Source organism: Pseudomonas sp. JV245A (assembly GCF_032424515.1).
Lineage (GTDB): Bacteria > Pseudomonadota > Gammaproteobacteria > Pseudomonadales > Pseudomonadaceae > Aquipseudomonas > Aquipseudomonas protegens.
Window position 1 is genome coordinate 33,923 of the sequence record NZ_VYKE01000024.1, and the last position, 22,350, is coordinate 56,272.

Below are 22,350 nucleotides of genomic sequence, written 5' to 3' on the forward strand. Positions count from 1 at the left end.
ATCCAAGACAGACAACATAGTCGGTCCTGGCCCTTCTTGCGCGCGACGATCCTGTCGACAGGTATCTTTTACTTGGTAGGGCGCACAGGTTCGGGATGCGGGTGCATCACCGCCCTTTGGCGTTCTTCCTGGAGGAACTTCATGATGATCGGGGCGACGGCCTCGGCCCGGGTGATCAGGAACAGGTGGCCATCATCGATGATGTGCAACTGGGCATTGGGTATGCGCCAGGCCAGCATGCGCATGTTGATCAGGGGAATCAGCGGGTCGTCATCGCCGGCCAGCACCAGGGTCGGCTGATGGATCTTGTGCAGCCAGTGAATGCTGGTCCAGCCCAGGCCCGCGAACAGCTGCCAGTAGTAGCCGAGCTTGCCGGCCGAGCGCACCTTGGCAGCGTGTTCCGCTGCCAGGCTCGGGTCGCGGCGGAAGGAGCCGCCATAGATCAGCGGCGCGATGCGCATCACATGGGAGGGCTGCACGTAGCGCCGTGGGCTGGCCATCATCCACAGCACCTTGGGTTTGCCCGGGACCATGAACGCCCCGGCCGCGGTGGCGGCCAGCACCAGCTTCTTGCAGCGCTCGGGGTAGTCGTAGGCGAACTGCTGGGCCAGCGCGCCGCCCCAGGACACACCCACTGCATTGACCTGGCCGTAGTCCAGGTAGTCGAGCATCCGCGCGGTCAGCTTGGCCAGCCCGGGAAAGCGGTAGGGCCGGCTCGGCGTGGAGGAGCCGCCGACACCGGGCACATCGAAGGCGATCACCTCGAGGTCCGGATCCAGGGCCTGGACAAAGGGAAACACCAGCTCCAGGTTGGCGCCGATGCCGTTGAAGATCAGCAGCGGCGTCAAGTGCGGCTTGCCTGGGCGTACCGCGGTGCGGATGGTCTGGCCATCCAGGTCGACGGTGCGGAATATGAATGAGTGTGGCATGCCGTAGCCCTGTGAATTAAACCGTCGCAGCCGCCATCCCGGGCGTCCTGCGGATTTCCTGAGGCCGAGCCTCTTGTCAAGAATAGGGCTTGGCGGAGCCTCCTGGCGCCGCCGCGTCGATGGCCGGGGCTCAGCGCTCGTGGACGTAGGTCCCGGGCGCCGCCTCGGCGGCTGCGAACTTCTTGTTACCCAGGCTGGTGGGCGCCGGCTTCAGGTCACCTGAGCGTTCCGCCTGCCAGGCCTGCCAATGCAGCCACCAGGAATCGGTGTGCTTGATCGAGTTTTCCTGCCACTGGTCGGGGCAGGCCGGAATGTCGGTGCTGGTCATGTAGCGCGCCTTGGGGTTGCCAGGCGGGTTGAGGATGCTCTGGATATGGCCGCTGCTGGAGAGCACGAACTCGACGTTGCCGCCAAACAGCTGCGCCGACTTGTAGCAGGACTTCCACGGGGTGATGTGGTCGTTGGTGCCGGCCAGGGAGAAGATATCGGCGGTCACCTGCTTGAGGTCGATCGGCGTGCCGCACACTTCCAGTGCATTGGCGCGCACCAGCGGGTTGTTCTTGAACATTTCGATCAGGTCGCCGTGGAAGGCGGCGGGCAGGCGGGTGGTGTCGTTGTTCCAGAACAGGATGTCGAACACCGGCGGCTCGTTGCCCAGCAGGTAGTTGTTGACCCAGTAGTTCCAGATCAGGTCGTTGGGGCGCATCCAGGCGAACACCTTGGCCATGTCGCGGCCTTCCAGGACTCCGGCCTGATAGGAGTGGCGCTTGGCCGCTTCCAGGGTCTGCTCGTCGACGAACAGCGCTACCTGGGTGTCCAGGGTGGTGTCGAGTACGCTGACCAGCAGGGTCAGGGCGTTGACCTTCTTCTGCCCCAGCGCCGCGTAGTGGCCCAGCAGCGCGGTGCAGGTGATGCCGCCGGAGCAGGCACCGAGCATGTTCACGTCCTTGCTGCCGGTGATCGCGGTCACTACGTCGACCGCTTCTTTCAGGGCTTCGATGTAGGTGGACAGGCCCCATTCGCGCTGGGCCTTGGTGGGGTTGCGCCAGCTGACGATAAAGGTCTGCACGTTGTTGCGCAGGCAGAAGCGCGCCAGGCTCTTGTCCGGGCTGAGGTCGAAGACATAGAACTTGTTGATCTGCGGTGGCACCACCAGCAGCGGGCGCTCATGCACCTGCTCGGTGATCGGCCGGTACTGGATCAGCTCCAGCACGTCATTGCGAAACACCACCGCGCCTTCACTGGTGCCCAGGTTCTTGCCCACTTCGAAGGCGTCCATGTTGACCTGGCTGGGCATGCCGCCGTTGTGCACCAGGTCCTTGGCCAGATGGGACAGGCCGTCCAGCAGGCTCTTGCCGCCGGTTTCGAAGAAGCGCTTTACCGCTGCGGGGTTGGCCGCGCTGTTGGTCGGGGCCATGGCTTCGGTCATCAGGTTGATCACGAAGTGGCCGCGGCTGATGTCCTGCTCGGACAGGCTGCTGTCGTCGATCCAGTCGTGGAGTTCCTTGCGCCACGCCAGGTAGGTTTGCAGGTAGCGTTTGTACAACGGGTTCTGGCTCCACGCGGGGTCGTTGAAGCGACGGTCGTCGCTCTCCGGCTGCAGGGTGGATTTGCCGAACATCACGTTCTTAAGTTCGATGCCGAAATGGGCGACGTGCTTGACGCTGTGGATGGGTTGTTTGATGGCCTGGGCAAGCACCATTCGAGCGGAAGTAAGCAGGTCCTTTCTACGCAAGCCAATGACCGGATTGAGCCCCAGGGTGTTTTCCGAGGCTTGGCGTTTCAGGTCATCGTTATTCTTGTTACTCATCTACGACGCTCCATTGTCCTGAGACGAGTACCGGACCTGCTGTGCAGTCACACAGCACGATGCCAGGTACTACTGCTCGGGTGACCGTTGATTGCGCACCGCTGCTTTTTTGTTCCGAAAGCTCTGCAGGGAACTTGCCAGCTCCATTGGTTACCCGAGTTTAATTTTTTCCGCAAGCAGGCCATTCATTGGCCATACAGCCAAGCATTCAAACAGATGAAATTAGAAAATGCCCTCTAAACCATCGGAGCCTTGAGCTAGAGCATCAGCTTGACGATGGACTCGTTCGGATCGCGGGATTTTCCGGCAGCCTTGAGCTCCGCCAGATAGTCGTTCCACAGCTCGTCCTGGCGCAGCGCCAGTTGGTAGAGGTAGTCCCAGGTGAACAATCCGCTGTCATGACCGTCGTCGAAGGTCAATTTCAGTGCGTACTGGCCCGCCGGTTCAACCTTGGTCAGGCCGACGCCGAGCTTGCCGAATTGCAGGATGGGTTTGCCGTGGCCCTGGACCTCGGCGGAGGGAGAATGCACCCGCAGGAGTTCTGCAGGCAGGTGATAGACCTCGTCCGGCCCGTAAGTCAGGGTCAGGGTTTTCGAGGCTTTGTGCAGGTTGATACCGGTGGGAAGTTTGCTCATGACCTGTAGTCCTTCCGGCAGGAGCCGGCTTGCCGGCGATCGGGGGAGGCCCTATCGCTGGCAAGCCAGTCCCTGCATGGGTGGCGAAGGTTTACAGGATATAACGGGAAAGGTCTTCGTTCTGCGCCAATTCGCCCAGGTGGCTGTTGACGTAGGCGGCGTCGATGCGGATCGGCTCTTCGCTGTGGGCGCTGGCCAGGTCACCGGCACTGAACGACACCTCTTCCAGCAGGCGCTCGAGCAGGGTATGCAGGCGACGGGCACCGATGTTCTCGGTCTTCTCGTTGACCTGCCAGGCGATTTCCGCCAGGCGCTTGATGCCTTCGGGCAGGAACTCGATGTTCAGGCCTTCGGTCTTCAGCAGCTCGCGATATTGCTCGGTCAGCGAAGCGTGCGGCTCGCTGAGGATGCGCTCGAAGTCTTGCGGCGACAGCGCCTTGAGTTCCACGCGGATCGGCAGACGGCCTTGCAGCTCCGGTACCAGGTCGCTGGGCTTGCTCAGGTGGAAGGCACCGGAGGCAATGAACAGGATGTGGTCGGTCTTGACCATGCCCAGCTTGGTGTTGACGGTGCAGCCTTCGATCAGCGGCAGCAGGTCACGCTGCACGCCCTCGCGGGAGACGTCCACACCGCCGGCGTTGCCGCGCTTGGCCACCTTGTCGATCTCGTCGATGAACACGATGCCGTGCTGCTCGACGGCTTCCAGGGCCTTGGCCTTGAGTTCTTCGTCGTTGACCAGGCGGCTGGCTTCTTCGTCGCGTACCAGTTTCAGCGCTTCCTTGACCTTGAGCTTGCGGTTCTTGCGCTTGCCCTTGCCCATGTTGGCGAACAGGCTCTGCAGCTGGTTGGTCATTTCTTCCATGCCCGGTGGCGCGGAAATGTCGACGCCTGCAGCTTCCGCCACTTCGATCTCGATTTCCTTGTCATCCAGCTGGCCTTCGCGCAGGCGCTTGCGGAACAGCTGGCGGGTATTGGAGTCCTGGGCCGGAGCCGCGTCGTCGCTGTTGAAACCGGTGCGTGCCTGGGGCAGCAGGGCATCGAGGATGCGTTCTTCGGCGGCGTCTTCGGCGCGATGGCGAACCCGGATCATTTCCTGTTCGCGGAACATCTTGATCGCCGCGTCGGCCAGGTCGCGGATGATGGATTCAACGTCGCGGCCCACATAGCCGACTTCGGTGAACTTGGTGGCCTCGACCTTGATGAAGGGCGCATTGGCCAGCTTGGCCAGGCGGCGGGCGATCTCGGTCTTGCCGACGCCGGTCGGGCCGATCATCAGGATGTTCTTGGGGGTCACTTCAACGCGCAGCTCGGCCGGCAGTTGCATGCGGCGCCAGCGGTTGCGCAGGGCGATAGCGACGGCGCGCTTGGCATCGTCCTGGCCGATGATATGGCGATTGAGTTCGTGGACGATTTCGCGGGGTGTCATGGACATAGTAGTTGGCGGTCCTCAAGCAAGAATGAATGCCGTGGCGCAAGCGCCGCAACAGGCTTATTCCGCGAGATCCTGCTCCTCGATGGTTTGAGTGTGGTTGGTGAATACACAGATGTCGCCGGCGATGCCGAGCGCGGTCTCGACGATTTCACGGGCCGACAGGTCGGTCTTTTTCAGCAGGGCGCTGGCAGCGGCCTGGGCGTAGGCGCCACCGGAACCCATGGCGATCAGCCCGTCCTCGGGTTCAACCACGTCGCCATTGCCGGTGATGATCAAGGACGCATCCTTGTTGGCCACGGCCAGCATGGCTTCCAGGCGGCTCAGGGAGCGATCGGTGCGCCATTCCTTGGCCAGCTCTACGGCGGCACGGACCAGATGGCCCTGGTGTTTCTCCAGTTGGCCTTCAAAGCGCTCGAACAGGGTGAAGGCGTCGGCGGTGGCCCCGGCAAAGCCGGCGATGACCTGGCCGTGATAGAGGCGGCGGACTTTTTTCGCGTTGCCTTTCATCACGGTGTTGCCGAGAGAAACCTGGCCGTCGCCGCCCATGACGACTTTGCCGTGGCGGCGGACTGAAACGATGGTGGTCAAGGGGGGAGTCTCCACACAGCGGGGCGAAAGTGCCCTGATGGAAACTCATATGGGGGTGGTCGGGCGTTTTTCAACCGGAGGCTGCAGCGAGGGACCGGCGGTCATTGCTGCATGCTGCAAGCGCTTTGCGGGCAGGCCCGCTCCTACGGTGGGCCATGTAGGAGTGGGCTTGCCCGCGATCAATCGCGTAGCGGTCGGCTTAGCGGCTCTGGCGCTGTTGTAACAGCAGGTTGCTGAAGCCGGCGCCGGCCAGTTGTTTCTGCGCCACGGTCAGCTGTTCGCGGTTGCTGAACGGGCCTACCAATACCCGGTACCAGGTTTCATCCTTCACCGTGCCGGATTCCACCGAGACCGACTGGCCCAGCAGGATGATCTGCGCCCGGACCTTGTCGGCATCGGCTTCCTTGCGGAACGAACCGGCCTGGAGGAAGAACTTGGTCACCGGCGCCGCCTTGGCCACGGGTGGCGCTGGTGGCGGGGTGATCCCGGCCAGGGCTGCCTGGGCACGGGCGGTGTCGATCTTGGCCGCTTCCGCCGGGGTTACCGGGGTGGTGGGCACAGGTGGCACCTGTGGCGTCGGCAGGGTTTTTTCCGGCACCGCTTCCGGCGGCACGATGACCTCCGATTCCGGCAGCAGGGTGTAGAAGTCGTATTTCGGCTTCACCGGTTGCTGGGGGCTCGGCGGGGTCTTGTTGGCCTCGGCGATCTTGGTGGCTTTCTGCTGTTCGATCTTCTCGCGCTTGACGCTGTCACCGCCCTTGCCGGGCTCGAGCTTCATCAGGAACACGATGAAGGCACCGATGGTCAGGCCGATGGCCAGCCACAACCAGCCCGGAATCGGCTTCTTGGCCGGGGCCTGGTAACGGCTGGCGCCACGCTTGGGTGCAGGTTTTTTCTTGGCAGCCAACTTACATTTGCTCCAGGACTTTGAGGCCCAGCAGTTCCAGACCTTGCTTGAGGGTGCGCCGGGTCAGCTCGGTGAGGCGCAGACGGCTGTGCATCTGGGTCGGCGTCTCGGCTGCCAGGATCGGGCAGTTTTCATAGAAGCTGGAGAACAGCCCGGCCACGTCGTACAGGTAGGTGCAGAGGATGTGTGGCGTGCCCTTCTCGGCGACGTTGTTGAGAATCTCGCCGAACTGCGCCAGCTTGGCCGCCAGCTCCAGTTCCTGGGCCGCGTGCAGTTCGATCTGCCCGCCGACTTCGCTGAAGTCCTTGCCCAGCTTGCGGAACACACCGGCGGCGCGGGTGTAGGCGTACAGCAGGTACGGCGCGGTGTTGCCTTCGAAGTTGAGCATCAGGTCGAAGTTGAAGCTGTAGTCGCTGGTGCGGTGCTTGGACAGGTCGGCGTACTTCACCGAGTCGATGCCCACCACCTTGGCGATGCTGCGCAGGTCGGCTTCCGGCAGTTGCGGGTTCTTTTCCTTCACCAGGGCGTAGGCACGTTCTTCGGCTTCGGTCAGCAGGTCGATGAGCTTCACGGTGCCGCCGTCGCGGGTCTTGAACGGACGGCCGTCGGCGCCGTTCATGGTGCCGAAGCCCATGTGCTCCATTTCCATCGGATGGGTCACGAAACCGGCCTTGCGGGCCACGGCGAACACTTGCTGGAAGTGCAGGGCCTGGCGCTGGTCGACGAAGTACAGGGCGCGATCGGCCTTGAGCTTGCCGCTGCGGTAGCGCACGGCCGCCAGGTCGGTGGTGGCGTACAGGTAGCCGCCGTCAGCCTTGACGATGATCACCGGCAGCGGCTCGCCTTCGGCGTTCTTGAACTCGTCGAGGAACACGCACTGGGCGCCGTTGCTCTCCACCAGCAGGCCCTGGGCCTTGAGGTCGTTGACCACGTTGATCAGGTCGTCGTTGTAGGCGCTCTCGCCCATCACGTCGGCCATGGTCAGCTTGACGTTGAGCAGCTCGTAGATCTTCTGGCAGTGGGACAGGGAGATGTCCTTGAACTTGGTCCACAGCTCCAGGCAGTCCGGGTCGCCGGCCTGCAGCTTGACCACCAGGCCGCGGGCGCGGTCGGCGAAGGCTTCGGACTCGTCGAAGCGCTGCTTGGCGGCGCGGTAGAAGTTCTCCAGGTCCGACAGCTCGTCACTGGTGATGGGGTTTTCTTCCAGGTAGGCCATCAGCATTCCGAACTGGGTGCCCCAGTCGCCCACGTGGTTCTGGCGAATCACGGTGTCGCCGAGGAACTCCAGGACCCGGGCCACGCCGTCGCCAATGATGGTGGAGCGCAGGTGGCCAACGTGCATTTCCTTGGCCAGGTTGGGCGCCGACATGTCGATCACGGTGCGCTGCGCCGGGCCGGCCTTGCGTACGCCCAGGTGGTCGTCGCCAAGAGCGGCGTCCAGGCGCGCGGCCAGGGCCTGGGTGTTCTGGAAGAAGTTGATGAAGCCGGGGCCGGCGATTTCCGCCTTGCTCAGGTCTTCATGGGCCGGCAGGGCGGCGATGATTTTCTCCGCCAGGTCGCGTGGCTTCATGCCGGCCGGCTTGGCCAGCATCATGGCGATGTTGCTGGCGAAGTCGCCGTGGGTCTTGTCGCGGGTGTTTTCGACCTGGATCGCCGGCGTCAGGCCTTCTGGCAACACACCTTCGGTGACGAGTTGGGTGATGGCTTGCTGGATGAGCTGGCGAATGGTGTCTTTCATGGTCTTCTCTTTCGACCGCTGGTGCGGCGGCGCTTCGGTGCGCAGGTGGAAAAACTGGGCATTATCCGTTGCTGGAACGGGCTTGCCAACTATAGAGGACTGCTTGGGGATCGATGGCGGCATTCGATTGCCTTCGCCGGCAAGCCGGCTCTTGCGGGTTTGATGCTGCCCATTGTAGGAGCGGGCTTGCCCGCGAAAGCACGACCTCGATCAATACAGATCCACGGGATCCACATCCAGCGACCAGCGGACCTGCCGCCCGCTGGGCATCTGTTCCAGCACCAGCAGCCAACTGCTGAGCAAACGATGCAAGGGCGCTCGGGCATTGGCCTGCAGCAGCAATTGCGCGCGATAACGTCCGGCGCGCCGCTCCATCGGAGCCGGCACCGGGCCCAATAGTTCGATGCCCCCCAGGTTCTGTTCCGCCAGCAGGCGCTCGGCCTCGCTGCAGGCTTCATCGAGGAACCCCTCGGCCTGGCCCGGTTTGTGGGCTTCGGCCCGCAGCAGCGCCAGGTGGGCGAAAGGTGGCAGGCCGGCGGCGCGGCGCTCGCTCAGGGCCTGTTCGGCGAAGGCGAAGTAGCCCTGCTCGGTCAACTGCACCAGCAACGGGTGGTCGGCGAGGTGGGTCTGGATGATCACCTTGCCCGGCTCTTCGGCCCGGCCAGCCCGCCCGGCGACCTGGACGATCAGTTGCGCCATGCGCTCGCTGGCGCGGAAGTCGCCGGAGAACAGGCCGCCATCGGCATCGAGGATCGACACCAGGGTCACCCGGGGAAAGTGATGACCCTTGGCCAGCATCTGGGTGCCCACGAGGATGCACGGCTGGCCTTTCTGGATAGTGGCGAACAGCTGGTTCATTGCATCCTTGCGCGAGGTGCTGTCGCGGTCCACCCGCAGCACCGGGTAGTCGGGAAACAAGATGCCCAGGCGCTCTTCCGCCCGCTCGGTGCCGGCGCCCACGGGGCGCAGGTCGACCTTGCCGCATTGCGGGCAATGGCGCGGAACCCGCTCCACATGGCCGCAGTGGTGGCAGCGCAGCTCGCCGGAACGCTGGTGCACGGTCATGCGGGCGTCGCAGCGCTGGCATTCGGACATCCAGCCGCAGTCGTGGCAGAGCAGGGTCGGGGCGAAGCCGCGGCGGTTGAGGAACACCAGGACCTGCTGGCCGGCGGCCAGGGTCTGGCCGATGGCTTGCTGCATGGGGCCGGAAATGCCGCTGTCCAGCGGGCGGCTCTTCACGTCCAGGCGCAGGAAACGCGGCTGCTTGGCGCCGCCAGCCCGCTCGTTCAGGCGCAGCAGGCCGTAGCGGCCGGTGTAGGCGTTGTGCAGGCTTTCCAGGGACGGCGTGGCCGAGCCCAGGACGATGGGAATGTTTTCCTGGCGCGCACGCACCAGAGCCAGGTCGCGGGCGTGGTAACGCAGGCCTTCCTGCTGTTTATAGGACCCGTCGTGCTCCTCATCGATGATGATCAGGCCAGGGTTCTTCATCGGCGTGAACAGGGCCGAGCGGGTGCCGATGATGATGTCGGCCTCGCCGTCCCGGGCAGCCAGCCAGGCGTCCAGGCGTTCGCGGTCATTGACCGCCGAGTGCAGCAGGGCGATGCGGGCGTTGAAGCGTTGCTCGAAGCGCGCCAGGGTCTGCGGGCCGAGGTTGATCTCCGGAATCAGCACCAGGGCCTGCTTGCCGGCTTCCAGGGTTTCGCGGATCAGTTGCAGGTAGACCTCGGTCTTGCCGCTGCCGGTGACCCCGGCCAGGAGAAACGCGTGATAGCTGTCGAACCCGGCGCGGATGGCTTCATAGGCGGCGCGCTGCTCGCTGTTGAGCGGCAGTTCGGGCTGGGCCAGCCAGTGTTCGTGGCGTACCCCGGGCGCGTGCTTGCGCACCTCCACCTGCACCAGGTCCTTGGCCAGCAGCAGGTCGAGGCTGTCCTTGCTCAGCATCAACTTGCTCAGCAGGGTATGGGGCACGCCGTGTGGGTGCTGGGCCAGGGTTGCCAGGGCTTCGCGCTGGCGTGGGGCGCGAGCGATGCGCGGGTCGTCGAGCCGGGCCCCGGGGGCGATCGACCAGAAGCGTTCCTGGCGGGCCTCGGCCAGCTCGCCCTGGCGCAACAGCACTGGCAATGCCCAGCTCAGGGTGTCTCCCAGGCTGTGCTGGTAGTACTGGGCGGTCCACAGGCACAGCTTGAACAGGGCCGGCGGTAGCGGAGGCGTGGGATCCAGCAGGGCCAGGGCCGGCTTGAGTTTTTCCGCCGGGACCTCGCTGTGATCCGCCACCTCCACCAGGATGCCGATCATTTCCCGGCGGCCGAATGGCACCCGCAGGCGCATGCCGGGGTGCAACTGGGCACGCAGCACCCCGGCCGGAGCACGGTAGTCGAACAGGCGGCGCAGGGGCGAGGGCAGGGCGAGGCGCAGGATGGCGTCGGGCACGCGGGACAATCTCGTTGAGCAGAGGGTAAATAGGCCCCGGAGCCTAACAGAGCAGCGGTGGAGTGTCCTGTATAAGCGTGCGTGGCCCCTGTACCTGCGGGGGCTGCCCGGGCATGGAGCCGGTTTTTAAGTTCAGGAGGTGGCAAAGCCTGGGCTGTCAAGGTTGCACCGGCTTTTTCTGATGGGCTGCACTCAGGATCGCTTGCGCGTTTGACGCGGTCTGGTAGAATTCGCGCCCTAATTCGTGCGGTATTCAACAATAGTGTTGGGTGGCGGCACGCTAGCCTGAGGAATACACCATGAAAGCCGATATCCATCCAGTATACGAAGCCATTACCGCTACCTGCAGCTGCGGTAACGTCATCGAAACTCGCTCCACCCTGGCCAAGCCTCTGAGCCTGGACGTGTGCAACGAGTGCCACCCGTTCTACACCGGCAAGCAAAAGACTCTGGACGTTGGCGGTCGTGTCGACAAGTTCAAGTCGCGCTTCGGTGCTTTCGGCGCAACGAAGAAGGCCTGAGGCTGATCGTTCTGGAAAGCCGATACCGACTTTCCTCGCTGATGAAAAAGGCGTCCCTAGTGGGCGCCTTTTTTGTGGGCGCGATTTGGCTGACAGCGGCCGAGGCGTTTTGTCCGGCGCCCAAGGGGCTGTTGCCGGCAACGGTGCTCCGGGTGGTGGACGGCGACACCCTGCACCTCAAGGATGGCCGCAGGTTGCGCATGATCGGCCTCAATGCCCCGGAGCTGGCGGGCAAGGGGCGCCCTGCCGAGCCCTTCGCCGAGGCGGCGCGGCAGCGCCTGCGACAACTGGTGGCACAGAGTGGTGGGCGGGTCGGCCTGCTGCCGGGGCGTGAAAGGCAGGATCGCTACGGTCGTGTCCTGGCCCATGTCTATGGCGTCACTGGTATCAACTTCGAAGCCCGGTTGATCGCGGAAGGCTTGGCCTATCGGATTGCCGTGCTGCCAAACGTCGCCCTGGCGAGCTGCCAGAAGGCTGCCGAGAACCATGCGCGCCGAGCCGGGCTGGGGCTTTGGCGACGTTCACCTGTACTCAAGGCGCAGCAGATCCATCGCGCGGGCTTTGCCCTGTTCGAAGGGCGAGTGAGCAGGGTGCAGCGCAATCGCGGTGGTCTTTGGATCACATTGCAGGGGCAGGTTGTATTGCGCATTGCACCCAATGTCCTGCGGCGCTTCGATCGCCGGCTGCTCAGTGGCCTTTCAGGGCGCCGGATCGAGGCTCGCGGCTGGGTTGTCGATCGCTCGCGTCAGCCTGGCCGGCAATCTGCACATCCGCGCTGGATGTTGTCCGTGACAGACCCTTCCATGCTCGGACTTATCTGATAAAGAAAAATTGTAGACATTTTTTTAATAGATTGTGAACAGTTGAAAGCCTTGTACCCCGCGGCTCTTGGCCCAAAGTCGTACGCTAGGGGCCTTGACAGGGGTGACTGGGCAGTCTTGTGGGGACTATGCGACACGAGTATCCTCGGCGGTCCGTCTGTCCAACAGCAAAAAGCGGAATGCCCACATGTCTGATTTGAAAACTGCCGCTCTCGAATACCATGCCAATCCTCGTCCAGGAAAGCTGAGTGTCGAGCTCACCAAGGCCACTGCTACCGCTCGTGATCTGGCGTTGGCCTACAGCCCCGGCGTAGCCGAGCCGGTACGCGAAATCGCTCGCGATCCGGAACTGGCCTACAAGTACACCGGCAAAGGCAACCTGGTTGCCGTCATTTCCGATGGCACCGCGATTCTCGGCCTGGGTAACCTCGGCCCACTGGCCTCCAAGCCAGTGATGGAAGGCAAGGGCGTGCTGTTCAAGCGTTTCGCCGGCATCGATGTATTCGACATCGAAGTCGACTCCGAAAGCCCGCAGGCTTTCATCGACACCGTCAAGCGCATTTCCATCACCTTCGGTGGCATCAACCTGGAAGACATCAAGGCACCCGAGTGCTTTGAGATCGAGCGCGCTCTGATCGAGCAGTGCGACATTCCGGTGTTCCACGATGACCAGCACGGCACCGCGATCGTTACCGCCGCCGGCATGATCAACGCCCTGGAAATCGCTGGCAAAACCCTGGCCGACGCCAAGATCGTTTGCCTGGGTGCCGGTGCTGCCGCCATCTCCTGCATGAAGTTGCTGGTGAGCATGGGTGCACAGATCGAAAACATCTTCATGGTCGACCGTACCGGCGTGATCCACTCCGGCCGCGATGACCTGAACCAGTACAAGGCGGTGTTCGCCCACTCCACCGACAAGCGCACCCTGGCCGACGCCCTGCAAGGCGCCGACGTGTTCGTCGGTCTGTCCGGCCCGAACCTGCTGAGTGCTGAAGGCCTGAAATCCATGGCGCCGAACCCGATCGTGTTCGCCTGCTCCAACCCTGATCCGGAAATCGCCCCGGAACTGGCGCACGCCACCCGCGACGACGTGATCATGGCTACCGGCCGTTCGGACTACCCGAACCAGGTGAACAACGTCCTGGGCTTCCCGTTCATCTTCCGTGGTGCCCTGGACGTACGCGCCAAGCGCATCAACGAAGAAATGAAGATCGCCGCGGCCAACGCCCTGCGTGACCTGGCCAAGCTGCCGGTTCCTCAGGAAGTGTGCGACGCCTACGGTGGCATCAAGCTGGAATTCGGCCGTGAGTACATCATTCCCAAGCCAATGGATGCCCGCCTGATCACCGTGATCTCCGATGCCGTGGCCAAGGCCGCCATCGAGACCGGCGTGGCTACCCTGCCGTACCCGAAGAACTACCCGCTCAAGAGCGTGGATGATGTGTTCAACGGTTAAGCGTTCGTAGCGTCATGCAAAAAGCCCCGGCTCGCGAGAGCCGGGGCTTTTTTGTGGGCGCTTGCCCGCTGTAGGAGCGGGCAAGCCGGCGAAGGTTGCCGCGTTCGCGGCTCCCCTGGCGCTAGAACAGATCGATCGGCGCCGCTTCGTCCGCCGGCAGCGGGCTGCCTGGTACGGCGCCATTGCCCAGTTCATTGACCGAGGGCGGAGTGTCTTCGCTCTTGAACAGTTCGAAGTAGGCATTGGGCGTGCCGGGTGTGGCGGCGCGGCCGCTGACCGGGTCTACCCGCAGGCTGAGAATGCCTTCCGGCTCTGGCTGGGTGTGTGGCGGCTTGTCCTTGAGGGCGGCGCCCATGAAGCTCATCCAGATCGGCAGTGCCACGGTGCCGCCGTATTCGCGGCGCCCGAGGCTTTCCGGCTGGTCGAAACCGGTCCATACGGTGGTCACGTAGTCGGCGTTGTAGCCGGAGAACCAGGCATCCTTGGACTCGTTGGTGGTACCGGTCTTGCCCGCCAGGTCGGTACGGCCCAAGGCCAGTGCGCGGCGTCCGGTACCCAGCTTGATCACGTCCTGGAGCATGCTGTTGAGGATGTAGGTGGTACGGCCATCGATGATCCGCTCGGCAACCGCCGGGGCTTGCGTCGCTGCCGGAGCTGAGGTTTCACCGGCCACGTTGTTGATCGTGAAGTTGTGCTCAGGGGCGGCGATGCCGCTGGTGGCCGTATTGCCGGTGGGGGCGCTTGGCGGGTTGGCGCTGAACAGCAGCTCGCCGTTGCGGCTTTCGATCTTGTCGATGATGTACGGGGTGATCTTGTAGCCGCCGTTGGCAAAGGTGCTCCAGCCGGTGGCGATTTCCATCGGCGTCAGGGTTGCGGTACCCAGGGCCAGGGACAGGTTGCGCGGCAGGTCCTGCTTGTTGAAGCCGAACTTGCTGATGTAGTCGATGGTGCGGTCCACGCCCATGCTCTGCAGCAGGCGGATCGACACCAGGTTGCGCGACTTGTACAGCGCCTCGCGCATGCGGATCGGGCCGAGGAAGGTGTTGGTGTCGTTCTTCGGGCGCCAGACCTTGTCCAGGTATTCGTCGACGAACACGATAGGTGCGTCGTTCACCAGGCTGGCCGGGGTGTAGCCGTTATCAAGGGCGGCGCTATAGATGAACGGCTTGAAGCTGGAGCCGGGCTGGCGCTTGGCCTGCATCGCACGGTTGTAATTGCTCTGCTCGAAGGCGAAGCCGCCCACCAGGGCGCGGATCGCACCGTTCTGCGGGTCCAGCGTCACCAGGGCGCCCTGGGCGACCGGGATCTGGCTGAACTTCAACGAGTTGTCCGCCTGGCGCTGCACGCGGATCAGGTCGCCGACCTGGGCCACGTCCGCCGGTTGGCGCGGGACCGGGCCCATGCTGTTGGTATTGAGGAACGGCCGGGCCCATTTCATGCTGTCCCAGGCCACATGTTCTTCGCCGTTGCGGGTCAGCACCTGGAGGCCATTCTTCTCTACCAGGGTGACGATCGCCGGTTCCAGGCCGCTGATGGTCCGCTGCTTGGTCAGTTCGCTGGCCCAGGCCGCCTGGGTCTTGCCTGGCAGGCGCGATTCCGGGCCGCGATAGCCGTGGCGCTGGTCGTAGGTCATCAGGCCTTCATGGACCGCGGTGTTGGCCATTTCCTGCAGATCGCTGGGCACCGTGGTGGTGACCCGGAAACCTTCGGTGTAGGCATCGCTGCCATAGCGGCCGACCATTTCGGCCCGGGCCATCTCGGCGATGTACGGGGCGTTCACTTCCGGAGTCGGTACGTGATAGCTGGCGTTCAACGGTTCGTTGATTGCCTCGGTATAGGCCGCTTCGGTGATCTTGCCGAGCTTGTACATGCGCCCCAGGATCCAGTCGCGACGTTCCTTGCTGCGTGCCGGGTTGGCCAGGGGGTTGAAGCGCGAAGGCGCCTTGGGCAGGCCGGCGATCATCGCCATCTGCGCCAGGCTCACGTCACGGATGGACTTGCCGTAATACACCTGGGCCGCTGCCTCGATTCCGTAGGCACGGTTGCCCAGGTAGATCTTGTTGACGTACAGCTCGAGGATCTCGTCCTTGGTCAGCTGCCGTTCGATCTGCAGAGCCAGGAGGATCTCGGTGGTCTTGCGCGAGAAGCTGCGCTCGCTGGTCAGGAAGAAGTTCTTCGCCACTTGCATGGTGATGGTACTGCCGCCGGACTGGATGTGTCCGCTCTTGACCAGCTGGGTTGCGGCACGCATCAGGCTGCTGGGGTCAACCCCGTAATGGTTAGCGAAGTTGTCGTCTTCAGCACTTAGTAACGCATTGATGAAGTTGGGCGGAATGTCGGCGAAACGTATGGGGGTACGGCGCATTTCACCGAATTCAGCGATCAGTTTGCCGTCGCTGCTGTACACCCGCAGGGGAATCTGCAACTGGATGCTTCTCAGGGCCTCAACCGACGGCAAGCCGGGACTAAGATAGAGAAACGCACCGGAGAGGGCGAGGAGGAGCCCGCAGAACACCGCGACGATGGACCACCCGAAAAACTTCAGCAGACGAATCAAGGCTTTTGGATTTCCAGAGAAAGGAATGAATTAGGCGTCAGGGCATTCACGGACATCAGGGGCCGGCCCACGCAGCAGGTAAAAGCGGAAAAAAACGCTGGGCATTATAAGCATTTTCCGCCGAGAGCGTCATTTGCCCGTCTGTCAAGACGTGACCATTGAACGCAATGCAGCTTAAGCAGTCCGTAAGTCACGGATAGTCATAGGGAATTGGTCGTGCTTGGACTCTTCAGCAAAAAGCCGAGTTCCCTCATGGGGATCGATATCAATGCGACATCGGTCACGCTTCTGGCCCTGGGGCGCCAGGGGCAGGGGTACCGGGTCGAGGCCTACGCCAGGGAGCCCCTGGCGCCCAATACTGTGCTTGACCAACACATTGCCGACCCCGAGGCCCTGGCCGCGGCCCTGTCCCGCGCCTGGCTCAAGACGGGCAGCCGGCTCAAGGGGGCGGCGGTAGCGGTGGCCGGCGAGGCGGTGATCAGCAAACTGATCGAAATGCCGGCGGGCCTGCACACCGACGAACTGGAGCAGCAGGTCCGGCTGGAAGCCGGCCAGTACATTCCCTATCCCCTGGAAGACGTGGCCCTGGATTTTGAAGTGCAGGGGCCGGTACCCGGTAATCCGCAGCGGGTTCAGGTGCTGCTGGTAGCCTGTCGCAACGAGCGGGTAGAGGCCCTGGAAACGGTATTGGGCCTGGCCGGCCTGACAGCCCGGGTGGTGGATACCCAGCCCCTGGCTCTGGAGCGCTGCCTGTTGCTGCTGGCGGCGCACCTGCCGCTGGCGACTCCTGGCGCCGTGGCGTTGCTGGATATAGGCCCGGCCCTCAGCCGTTTCAGCGTCCTGCACGGCCAGCGAGTGATCTATAGCCGTGAGCAGCTTTTCGGTAGCGGGCCTCTGATGGAAGCGCTCCAGCGTCGATACGGGCTGACACTGGAGCAGGCATTGCTGGCGCAGAGCCAGGGCCGTTTGCCACAGGGTTGCGCCGAAGAGTTGCTGCAACCCTTCGAGCAGGAAGTGCTGCAACAGGTCAGCCGTTCCCTGCAGCAGTTCGCCACCTCGCCTCAGCAACAGCCCCTGGTGCAACTGCTGCTGGCCGGAGACGGTAGCGGCCTGGCCGGCCTGGAGCGGCGGGTGGAGGGCGAGACAGGCATCGATACGTCGCTGGCCAATCCTTTCCGGGCCATGCCCATGGGGCCTCGAGTCGACCCCCAGGTATTGAATGAACAGGCGCCGAACCTGCTCCTGGCCTGTGGTCTGGCCCTGCGAGGGTTCGACTGATGGCGCGGATCAACCTGTTGCCCTGGCGCGAGGCCTCGCGCGAACTGAGGCGTCGGCGTTTCCTGCAGATGCTGGCGATGATGGTCGTGCTCGGGGCTGGGGTCATTCTGTTGGCCGACGCCTATATAAGCCGGGTGATCGAGCGCCAGCATTTGCGCAACCAGTATCTGGGCCAGGCGACGGCACGCCTGGATGAGCAGATCGCCAGCATCCAGGGGCTCAAGGCGCAACGACAGCAGTTGCTCGAACGCATGGGCATCATCGAAGAGCTGCAGGGCAACCGCTCCAACAGTGTGCGGATTTTTCAGCAGTTGGCCCGCAGCCTGCCTGATGGCGTGTACTTCACCGAGGTGGATCTGCAGGGGCAGAACCTTGGAATCAGCGGTGCCGCCGAGTCAAACAACAGGGTGTCCGACCTGATGCGCAATCTGCAGGCTGCCGAGGGTTTTGCTGCCCCCAGCCTGACCGAGGTGAAGAACGCGGTGGACGCCCAGCAAGGGCTGAACAACCTGTTCCGGCTGAATGTCGGGCAGACGCCCGGGCCAACCGGGGAGCTTCGGCAATGACCCCCCGACAATGGCTGGCAGAGTTGCGGCGTATCGATCTGCGGGAGCTGGAGCTGGCCAACCTGGGCTCCTGGCCCGGGCCGGCCAGGAGTCTGGTGGCGGCCCTGCTTCTGCTGCTGGTTCTGCTAGTGGGCTACGGCTTTTACCTGAGCCCGCACCTGGAGCAACTGGAGCGCCAGCGCCAGGAGGAAACTCGTCTCCGGCAGGAGTTTGCCGGCAAGGCGCGCCAGGGAGCCAATTTGCCGCGCTACCAGGAGCAGTTGGCCGTCATACGCAACAGCTTCGACCTGCTGTTGCGTCAGTTGCCCAGCGACACCGAGGTCCCCGGCCTGCTGGAGGACATCAGTCGCGTGGGGCTGGGCAGTGGCCTGGCCTTCGAGGAAATCAGGCTGCAACCGGAGGTGGCCAGGCAGTTCTACGTCGAGTTGCCGATCCAGATTACTGTCACCGGGGCCTATCACGACCTGGCGAGCTTCGTCAGTGGCGTCGCCGGCCTGCCGCGCATCGTCACCTTGCATGATTTTCGCATTCAGCCTGTAGCGGCGGGCAATCCGGCGCTGTTGCGCATGAGCATCGAGGCGCGCACCTACAGGTACGACGCTCCGGAGCCGCACTCATGAGGCGCCTGCGCTGGGCGGTGCTTGGCTGCCTTTGTGCCGGGCTGTGGGGGTGTGGTGGCGCCGATGACGACTTTGCCGACCTGGACGCCTACATGAACCAGATGCGCCTGCAAGCGCCCGGGCCGATTGAACCAATCCCGGTAATCCGGTCTTACCCCTCGTTCACCTATGACGCCAGCGCATTGCGTAGTCCGTTCCAGCCGCCGCAAAGGCTTGACCTGGCGGCCCGTCGGCAAGGGGCCAGTGCGGTCCGGCCCGACCCGCAGCGAGCCCGGCAATACCTGGAGGGGTTCGATATCGAGCAGTTGCAAATGGTCGGGACCCTGTCCAACGCCTCCGGGAGCTTTGCCCTGTTGCGCGGCGCAGGTGGCATCCACCGCTTGCAGGTGGGCGACTACCTGGGGCGCAACGAAGGCCGGGTTGTGACCATCAGCGAATCGCAGATCGAGGTGGTGGAAATTGTTCCCGATGGAGCGGGAGCCTGGCTGGAGCGGCCGCGAACACTGGCGCTGAAAAAACACTCTTAAGTGGAATCTGGAAAATGAACAGGACTGTTTCAGCCCTCGGTGTAGCGCTATGGATAGCGCTGCTGGCACCGCTGGTCGGCGCCGCCGAGCCCAAGCCCGCTGCTCCGGGGACGGCAGCTCGGGCGCCTGCAAAGCCGCAGGCAGTGGCCGGGTCGATACGCGGCGTGGATTTTCGGCGCGGCGAGGAGGGCGAAGGCAATGTGCTGATCGACCTGTCCGACCCGCGCATCGCTGTCGATGTCCAGCGGCGCGAGGGCCGGATCGTCCTCGATTTTGCCCGTACCCAATTGCCCGAGGCGCTGCGGGTTCGCCTGGATGTCAAGGATTTCGCCACCCCGGTGCAGTACATCACTGCGGATACGGCTGCCGGGCGTACCACCGTCACCCTGGAGCCCAAGGGCGCCTTCGACTATTCCACCTTCCAGACCGACAACCGCCTGACGGTCAGTGTCCGCCCCCTGGCCGAGACCAGCAGCAGGGCGGCTGCGGCCCGACCTGCCTACAAGGGGGAAAAGCTCTCGCTGAACTTTCAGGACATCGAGGTGCGCTCGGTGCTGCAACTGATCGCCGATTTCACGGGCCTCAACCTGGTGGCCAGCGACACGGTGCAGGGCGGCATCACCCTGCGCCTGCAGAACGTGCCCTGGGATCAGGCCCTGGATCTGGTGCTACGGACCAAGGGCCTTGATTCACGCAAGATCGGCAATGTGCTGCTGGTGGCTCCGGCGGATGAGATTGCCGCCCGGGAGCGTCAGGAGCTGGAGTCACAGAAGCAGCTGGAGGACCTGGCGCCGTTGCGTCGGGAGCTGCTGCAGGTCAACTACGCCAAGGCAGCGGACATCGCCAAGCTGTTCCAGTCGGTGACCCGCGCCGAGGAAAAAGCCGATGAGCGTGGCTCGATCACCGTGGACGAACGCACCAACAGCATCATTGCCTACCAGAGCCAGGAGCGCCTCGACGAACTTCGGCGCATCGTCGCCCAGCTGGATGTTCCGGTGCGCCAGGTGATGATCGAAGCGCGCATCGTCGAGGCCAACGTTGACTACGACAAGAGCCTGGGCGTGCGCTGGGGCGGCTCGGTGCAGAACCAGGGCAACTGGAGCGCCAGCGGGGTGCAGAACGCTGCCAGCGGTTCCAGCAGCATCGGCGCTCCGGGCAGCGGCGGCAGCAACTCGCCCTTTGTCGATCTGGGGGCTAGCGCCCATACCTCGGGCATCGGTATCGCCTACATCACCGACAACGTGCTGCTGGACCTGGAGTTGACCGCCATGGAGAAGACCGGCAACGGCGAGATCGTTTCCCAGCCCAAGGTGGTCACCTCCGACAAGGAAACCGCAAAGATCCTCAAGGGCACCGAGATCCCCTACCAGGAAGCCAGCTCCAGCGGCGCTACCTCGGTGTCCTTCAAGGAGGCGTCGCTGTCGCTTGAAGTGACGCCGCAGATCACCCCGGACAACCGCATCATCATGGAGGTCAAGGTCACCAAGGATGAGCCGGACTACCTGAACAAGGTCCAGGATGTACCGCCGATCAAGAAGAACGAGGTCAATGCCAAGGTCCTGGTCAACGACGGGGCGACCATCGTCATCGGCGGGGTTTTCTCGAATACCCAGAGCAAGGTTGTAGATAAAGTGCCATTTCTTGGCGATGTGCCGTATCTTGGCCGCCTTTTCCGGCGTGACGTGGTGTCGGAGAAAAAATCCGAGCTGCTGGTATTTCTCACTCCGCGTATCATGAACAACCAGGCGATTGCTGTGAGTCGTTGATTCTGTGCGAAATTTGATTCTTGTTGGGCCGATGGGGGCTGGAAAAAGCACCATTGGTCGCTTACTGGCCAAAGAGCTGCGCCTGCCATTCAAAGATTCCGATAAGGAAATTGAACTGCGTACAGGCGCGAATATCCCGTGGATCTTCGATAAGGAAGGCGAACCGGGCTTTCGTGATCGCGAACAGGCGATGATCGCCGAGCTCTGTGGCACTGACGGCGTGGTCCTGGCCACTGGCGGTGGTGCAGTGATGCGCGAGGCCAATCGTCGGGCGCTGCACGCTGGCGGACGAGTGGTCTATCTGCACGCCTCGGTCGAGCAACAGGTGGGGCGCACCGCCCGGGACCGCAATCGTCCCCTGCTGCGCACCGCCGATCCGGCCAAGACCCTGCGCGACCTGCTGGAAATCCGCGACCCGCTTTATCGGGAAATTGCCGATCTGGTGGTGGAAACCGATGAGCGGCCGCCACGAATGGTGGTACTGGACATACTGGAGCGCCTGCAGCAGCTGCCACCCCGTTAATGCGTCGAGCGAAATGCGCTATTCTCGGCGTCGCGCCAGACCGCCAAGGTGTGGCGCAGAGCTATCGGGCTGCGTCAGAAGACCAGACGAGGCCCATCGTCAATGCAGGGCACAATGCCTGCTTCCATCTTCACTGTGGGGACACATGCAGACACTTAAGGTCGATCTAGGCGAGCGCAGCTACCCGATTCACATTGGTGAAGGTCTGTTGGACCAGCCCGAGCTGCTGGTGCCGCATATCGCCGGGCGGCAAGTGGCGATCATTTCCAATGAGACCGTCGCGCCGCTTTACCTTGAGCGTCTGACCCGCAGCCTGGGGCAGTTCTCGGTGATCTCGGTGGTCCTGCCCGATGGCGAGGCCTACAAGAACTGGGAAACCCTGCAGTTGATCTTCGATGGCCTGCTCACTGCTCGCCACGATAGACGCACTACCATCATCGCCCTCGGTGGCGGCGTGATCGGTGATATGGCCGGCTTTGCCGCGGCCTGCTACCAGCGGGGCGTGGATTTCATCCAGATTCCTACCACCCTCCTGTCCCAGGTGGACTCTTCGGTGGGTGGCAAGACCGGTATCAACCACCCGCTGGGCAAGAACATGGTCGGCGCCTTCTACCAGCCGAACGTGGTGCTGATCGATACCACCAGCCTTAACACCCTGCCCAGCCGCGAGCTGTCGGCAGGTCTGGCGGAAGTGATCAAGTACGGCCTGATCTGCGACGAGCCCTTCCTCACCTGGCTGGAAGAGAACGTCGACCGCCTGCGGGCCCTGGACCAGCAGGCCCTGACTTACGCCATCGAGCGCTCCTGTGCGGCCAAGGCCGCGGTGGTGGGTGCCGACGAACGTGAATCGGGAGTGCGGGCCACTCTCAACCTGGGGCATACCTTCGGCCACGCCATCGAAACCCACATGGGGTACGGTGTGTGGCTGCATGGGGAGGCGGTGGCTGCTGGCACCGTAATGGCCCTGGAAATGTCCGCGCGCCTGGGCTGGATCACCAGCCAGGAGCGTGACCGCGGTATTCGCCTGTTCCAGCGCGCGGGCTTGCCGGTCATCCCGCCAGAGGAAATGAGCGAAGCGGATTTTCTCGAACACATGGCAATTGACAAGAAAGTGATCGACGGTCGTTTGCGTCTGGTGCTGTTGCGCCGCATGGGCGAAGCCGTAGTGACCGACGATTATCCGAAAGAGGTTTTACAGGCCACGCTGGGAGCGGACTACCGCGCCCTGGCTCAGCTTAAAGGTTAA

Annotated in this window: 18 protein-coding genes and 1 pseudogene; 10 read left to right on the plus strand and 9 right to left on the minus strand. The window is 63.3% G+C overall.

Annotated features, from left to right (window positions below; genetic code table 11):
* Positions 1-68 precede the first annotated feature (68 nt).
* The 8 genes from phaZ to F6S12_RS10040 all read right to left on the minus strand — a co-directional run bounded on the left by phaZ (position 69) and on the right by F6S12_RS10040 (position 10,469).
* Positions 69-929, minus strand: a complete 861-nt coding sequence (gene phaZ, locus F6S12_RS10005; protein WP_011058808.1) for a poly(3-hydroxyalkanoate) depolymerase — start codon at positions 927-929, stop codon at positions 69-71.
* Positions 930-1,059: 130 nt separating this feature from the next.
* On the minus strand, positions 1,060-2,739 hold the full coding sequence (gene phaC, locus F6S12_RS10010; protein WP_015633859.1) for a class II poly(R)-hydroxyalkanoic acid synthase: 1,680 nt from the start codon (positions 2,737-2,739) through the stop codon (positions 1,060-1,062).
* Between the two features lie 257 nt (positions 2,740-2,996).
* On the minus strand, positions 2,997-3,374 hold the full coding sequence (locus tag F6S12_RS10015; protein WP_011058810.1) for a gamma-butyrobetaine hydroxylase-like domain-containing protein: 378 nt from the start codon (positions 3,372-3,374) through the stop codon (positions 2,997-2,999).
* Positions 3,375-3,465: 91 nt separating this feature from the next.
* Positions 3,466-4,806 carry an ATP-dependent protease ATPase subunit HslU gene (gene hslU, locus F6S12_RS10020; protein WP_011058811.1) on the minus strand — a complete coding sequence of 447 codons (1,341 nt, stop codon included), beginning with the start codon at positions 4,804-4,806 and terminating at the stop codon, positions 3,466-3,468.
* 57 nt (positions 4,807-4,863) lie between these two features.
* Positions 4,864-5,394, minus strand: a complete 531-nt coding sequence (hslV, locus tag F6S12_RS10025; protein ID WP_003186641.1) for an ATP-dependent protease subunit HslV — start codon at positions 5,392-5,394, stop codon at positions 4,864-4,866.
* Between the two features lie 199 nt (positions 5,395-5,593).
* Entirely contained in the window at positions 5,594-6,301 is a 708-nt protein-coding gene (locus tag F6S12_RS10030; protein ID WP_011058812.1) for an SPOR domain-containing protein, read from the minus strand.
* Position 6,302: 1 nt separating this feature from the next.
* Positions 6,303-8,039 carry an arginine--tRNA ligase gene (gene argS, locus F6S12_RS10035; protein ID WP_011058813.1) on the minus strand — a complete coding sequence of 579 codons (1,737 nt, stop codon included), beginning with the start codon at positions 8,037-8,039 and terminating at the stop codon, positions 6,303-6,305.
* Between the two features lie 210 nt (positions 8,040-8,249).
* Entirely contained in the window at positions 8,250-10,469 is a 2,220-nt protein-coding gene (locus tag F6S12_RS10040) for a primosomal protein N' (RefSeq protein ID WP_011058814.1), read from the minus strand.
* Between the two features lie 299 nt (positions 10,470-10,768).
* Between F6S12_RS10040 and rpmE the strand changes: the two genes are divergently transcribed.
* From rpmE to F6S12_RS10055, 3 genes are all read left to right on the plus strand, one after another.
* Entirely contained in the window at positions 10,769-10,990 is a 222-nt protein-coding gene (gene rpmE, locus F6S12_RS10045) for a 50S ribosomal protein L31 (protein WP_011058815.1), read from the plus strand.
* A gap of 41 nt (positions 10,991-11,031) precedes the next feature.
* The gene (locus F6S12_RS10050; protein ID WP_011058816.1) at positions 11,032-11,811 is read left to right on the plus strand and encodes a thermonuclease family protein; all 780 of its coding nucleotides are present in this window, start codon (positions 11,032-11,034) and stop codon (positions 11,809-11,811) included.
* A 187-nt stretch (positions 11,812-11,998) separates the two neighbouring features.
* Positions 11,999-13,267, plus strand: coding sequence for a malic enzyme-like NAD(P)-binding protein (locus tag F6S12_RS10055; RefSeq protein WP_053156016.1), 1,269 nt, complete (start codon positions 11,999-12,001; stop codon positions 13,265-13,267).
* 121 nt (positions 13,268-13,388) lie between these two features.
* On the opposite strand, the gene F6S12_RS10060 is transcribed toward F6S12_RS10055, so the two are convergent.
* Positions 13,389-15,821, minus strand: coding sequence for a penicillin-binding protein 1A (locus F6S12_RS10060; RefSeq protein ID WP_373365351.1), 2,433 nt, complete (start codon positions 15,819-15,821; stop codon positions 13,389-13,391).
* A 219-nt stretch (positions 15,822-16,040) separates the two neighbouring features.
* Between F6S12_RS10060 and pilM the strand changes: the two genes are divergently transcribed.
* From pilM to aroB, 7 genes and pseudogenes are all read left to right on the plus strand, one after another.
* Complete coding sequence (gene pilM, locus F6S12_RS10065) at positions 16,041-17,102, plus strand: type IV pilus assembly protein PilM (RefSeq protein ID WP_315868874.1); 1,062 nt, start codon at positions 16,041-16,043, stop codon at positions 17,100-17,102.
* Positions 17,102-17,668: a PilN domain-containing protein gene (locus tag F6S12_RS10070; RefSeq protein WP_019095185.1), complete on the plus strand. Its 567-nt coding sequence runs from the start codon at positions 17,102-17,104 to the stop codon at positions 17,666-17,668. The genes pilM and F6S12_RS10070 overlap by 1 nt, the downstream gene beginning before the upstream one ends.
* Positions 17,665-18,288 carry a type 4a pilus biogenesis protein PilO gene (locus F6S12_RS10075; RefSeq protein ID WP_047283605.1) on the plus strand — a complete coding sequence of 208 codons (624 nt, stop codon included), beginning with the start codon at positions 17,665-17,667 and terminating at the stop codon, positions 18,286-18,288. Before F6S12_RS10070 ends, F6S12_RS10075 begins: the two co-directional genes overlap by 4 nt.
* Entirely contained in the window at positions 18,285-18,815 is a 531-nt protein-coding gene (locus tag F6S12_RS10080) for a pilus assembly protein PilP (protein ID WP_015633866.1), read from the plus strand. The genes F6S12_RS10075 and F6S12_RS10080 overlap by 4 nt, the downstream gene beginning before the upstream one ends.
* Before the next feature lie 110 nt (positions 18,816-18,925).
* Positions 18,926-20,581: pseudogene (locus F6S12_RS10085) on the plus strand (type IV pilus secretin PilQ); the annotation flags it as partial.
* Between the two features lie 4 nt (positions 20,582-20,585).
* Entirely contained in the window at positions 20,586-21,104 is a 519-nt protein-coding gene (gene aroK / locus F6S12_RS10090) for a shikimate kinase AroK (RefSeq protein ID WP_011058824.1), read from the plus strand.
* A 145-nt stretch (positions 21,105-21,249) separates the two neighbouring features.
* Positions 21,250-22,350, plus strand: coding sequence for a 3-dehydroquinate synthase (aroB, locus tag F6S12_RS10095; protein WP_011058825.1), 1,101 nt, complete (start codon positions 21,250-21,252; stop codon positions 22,348-22,350).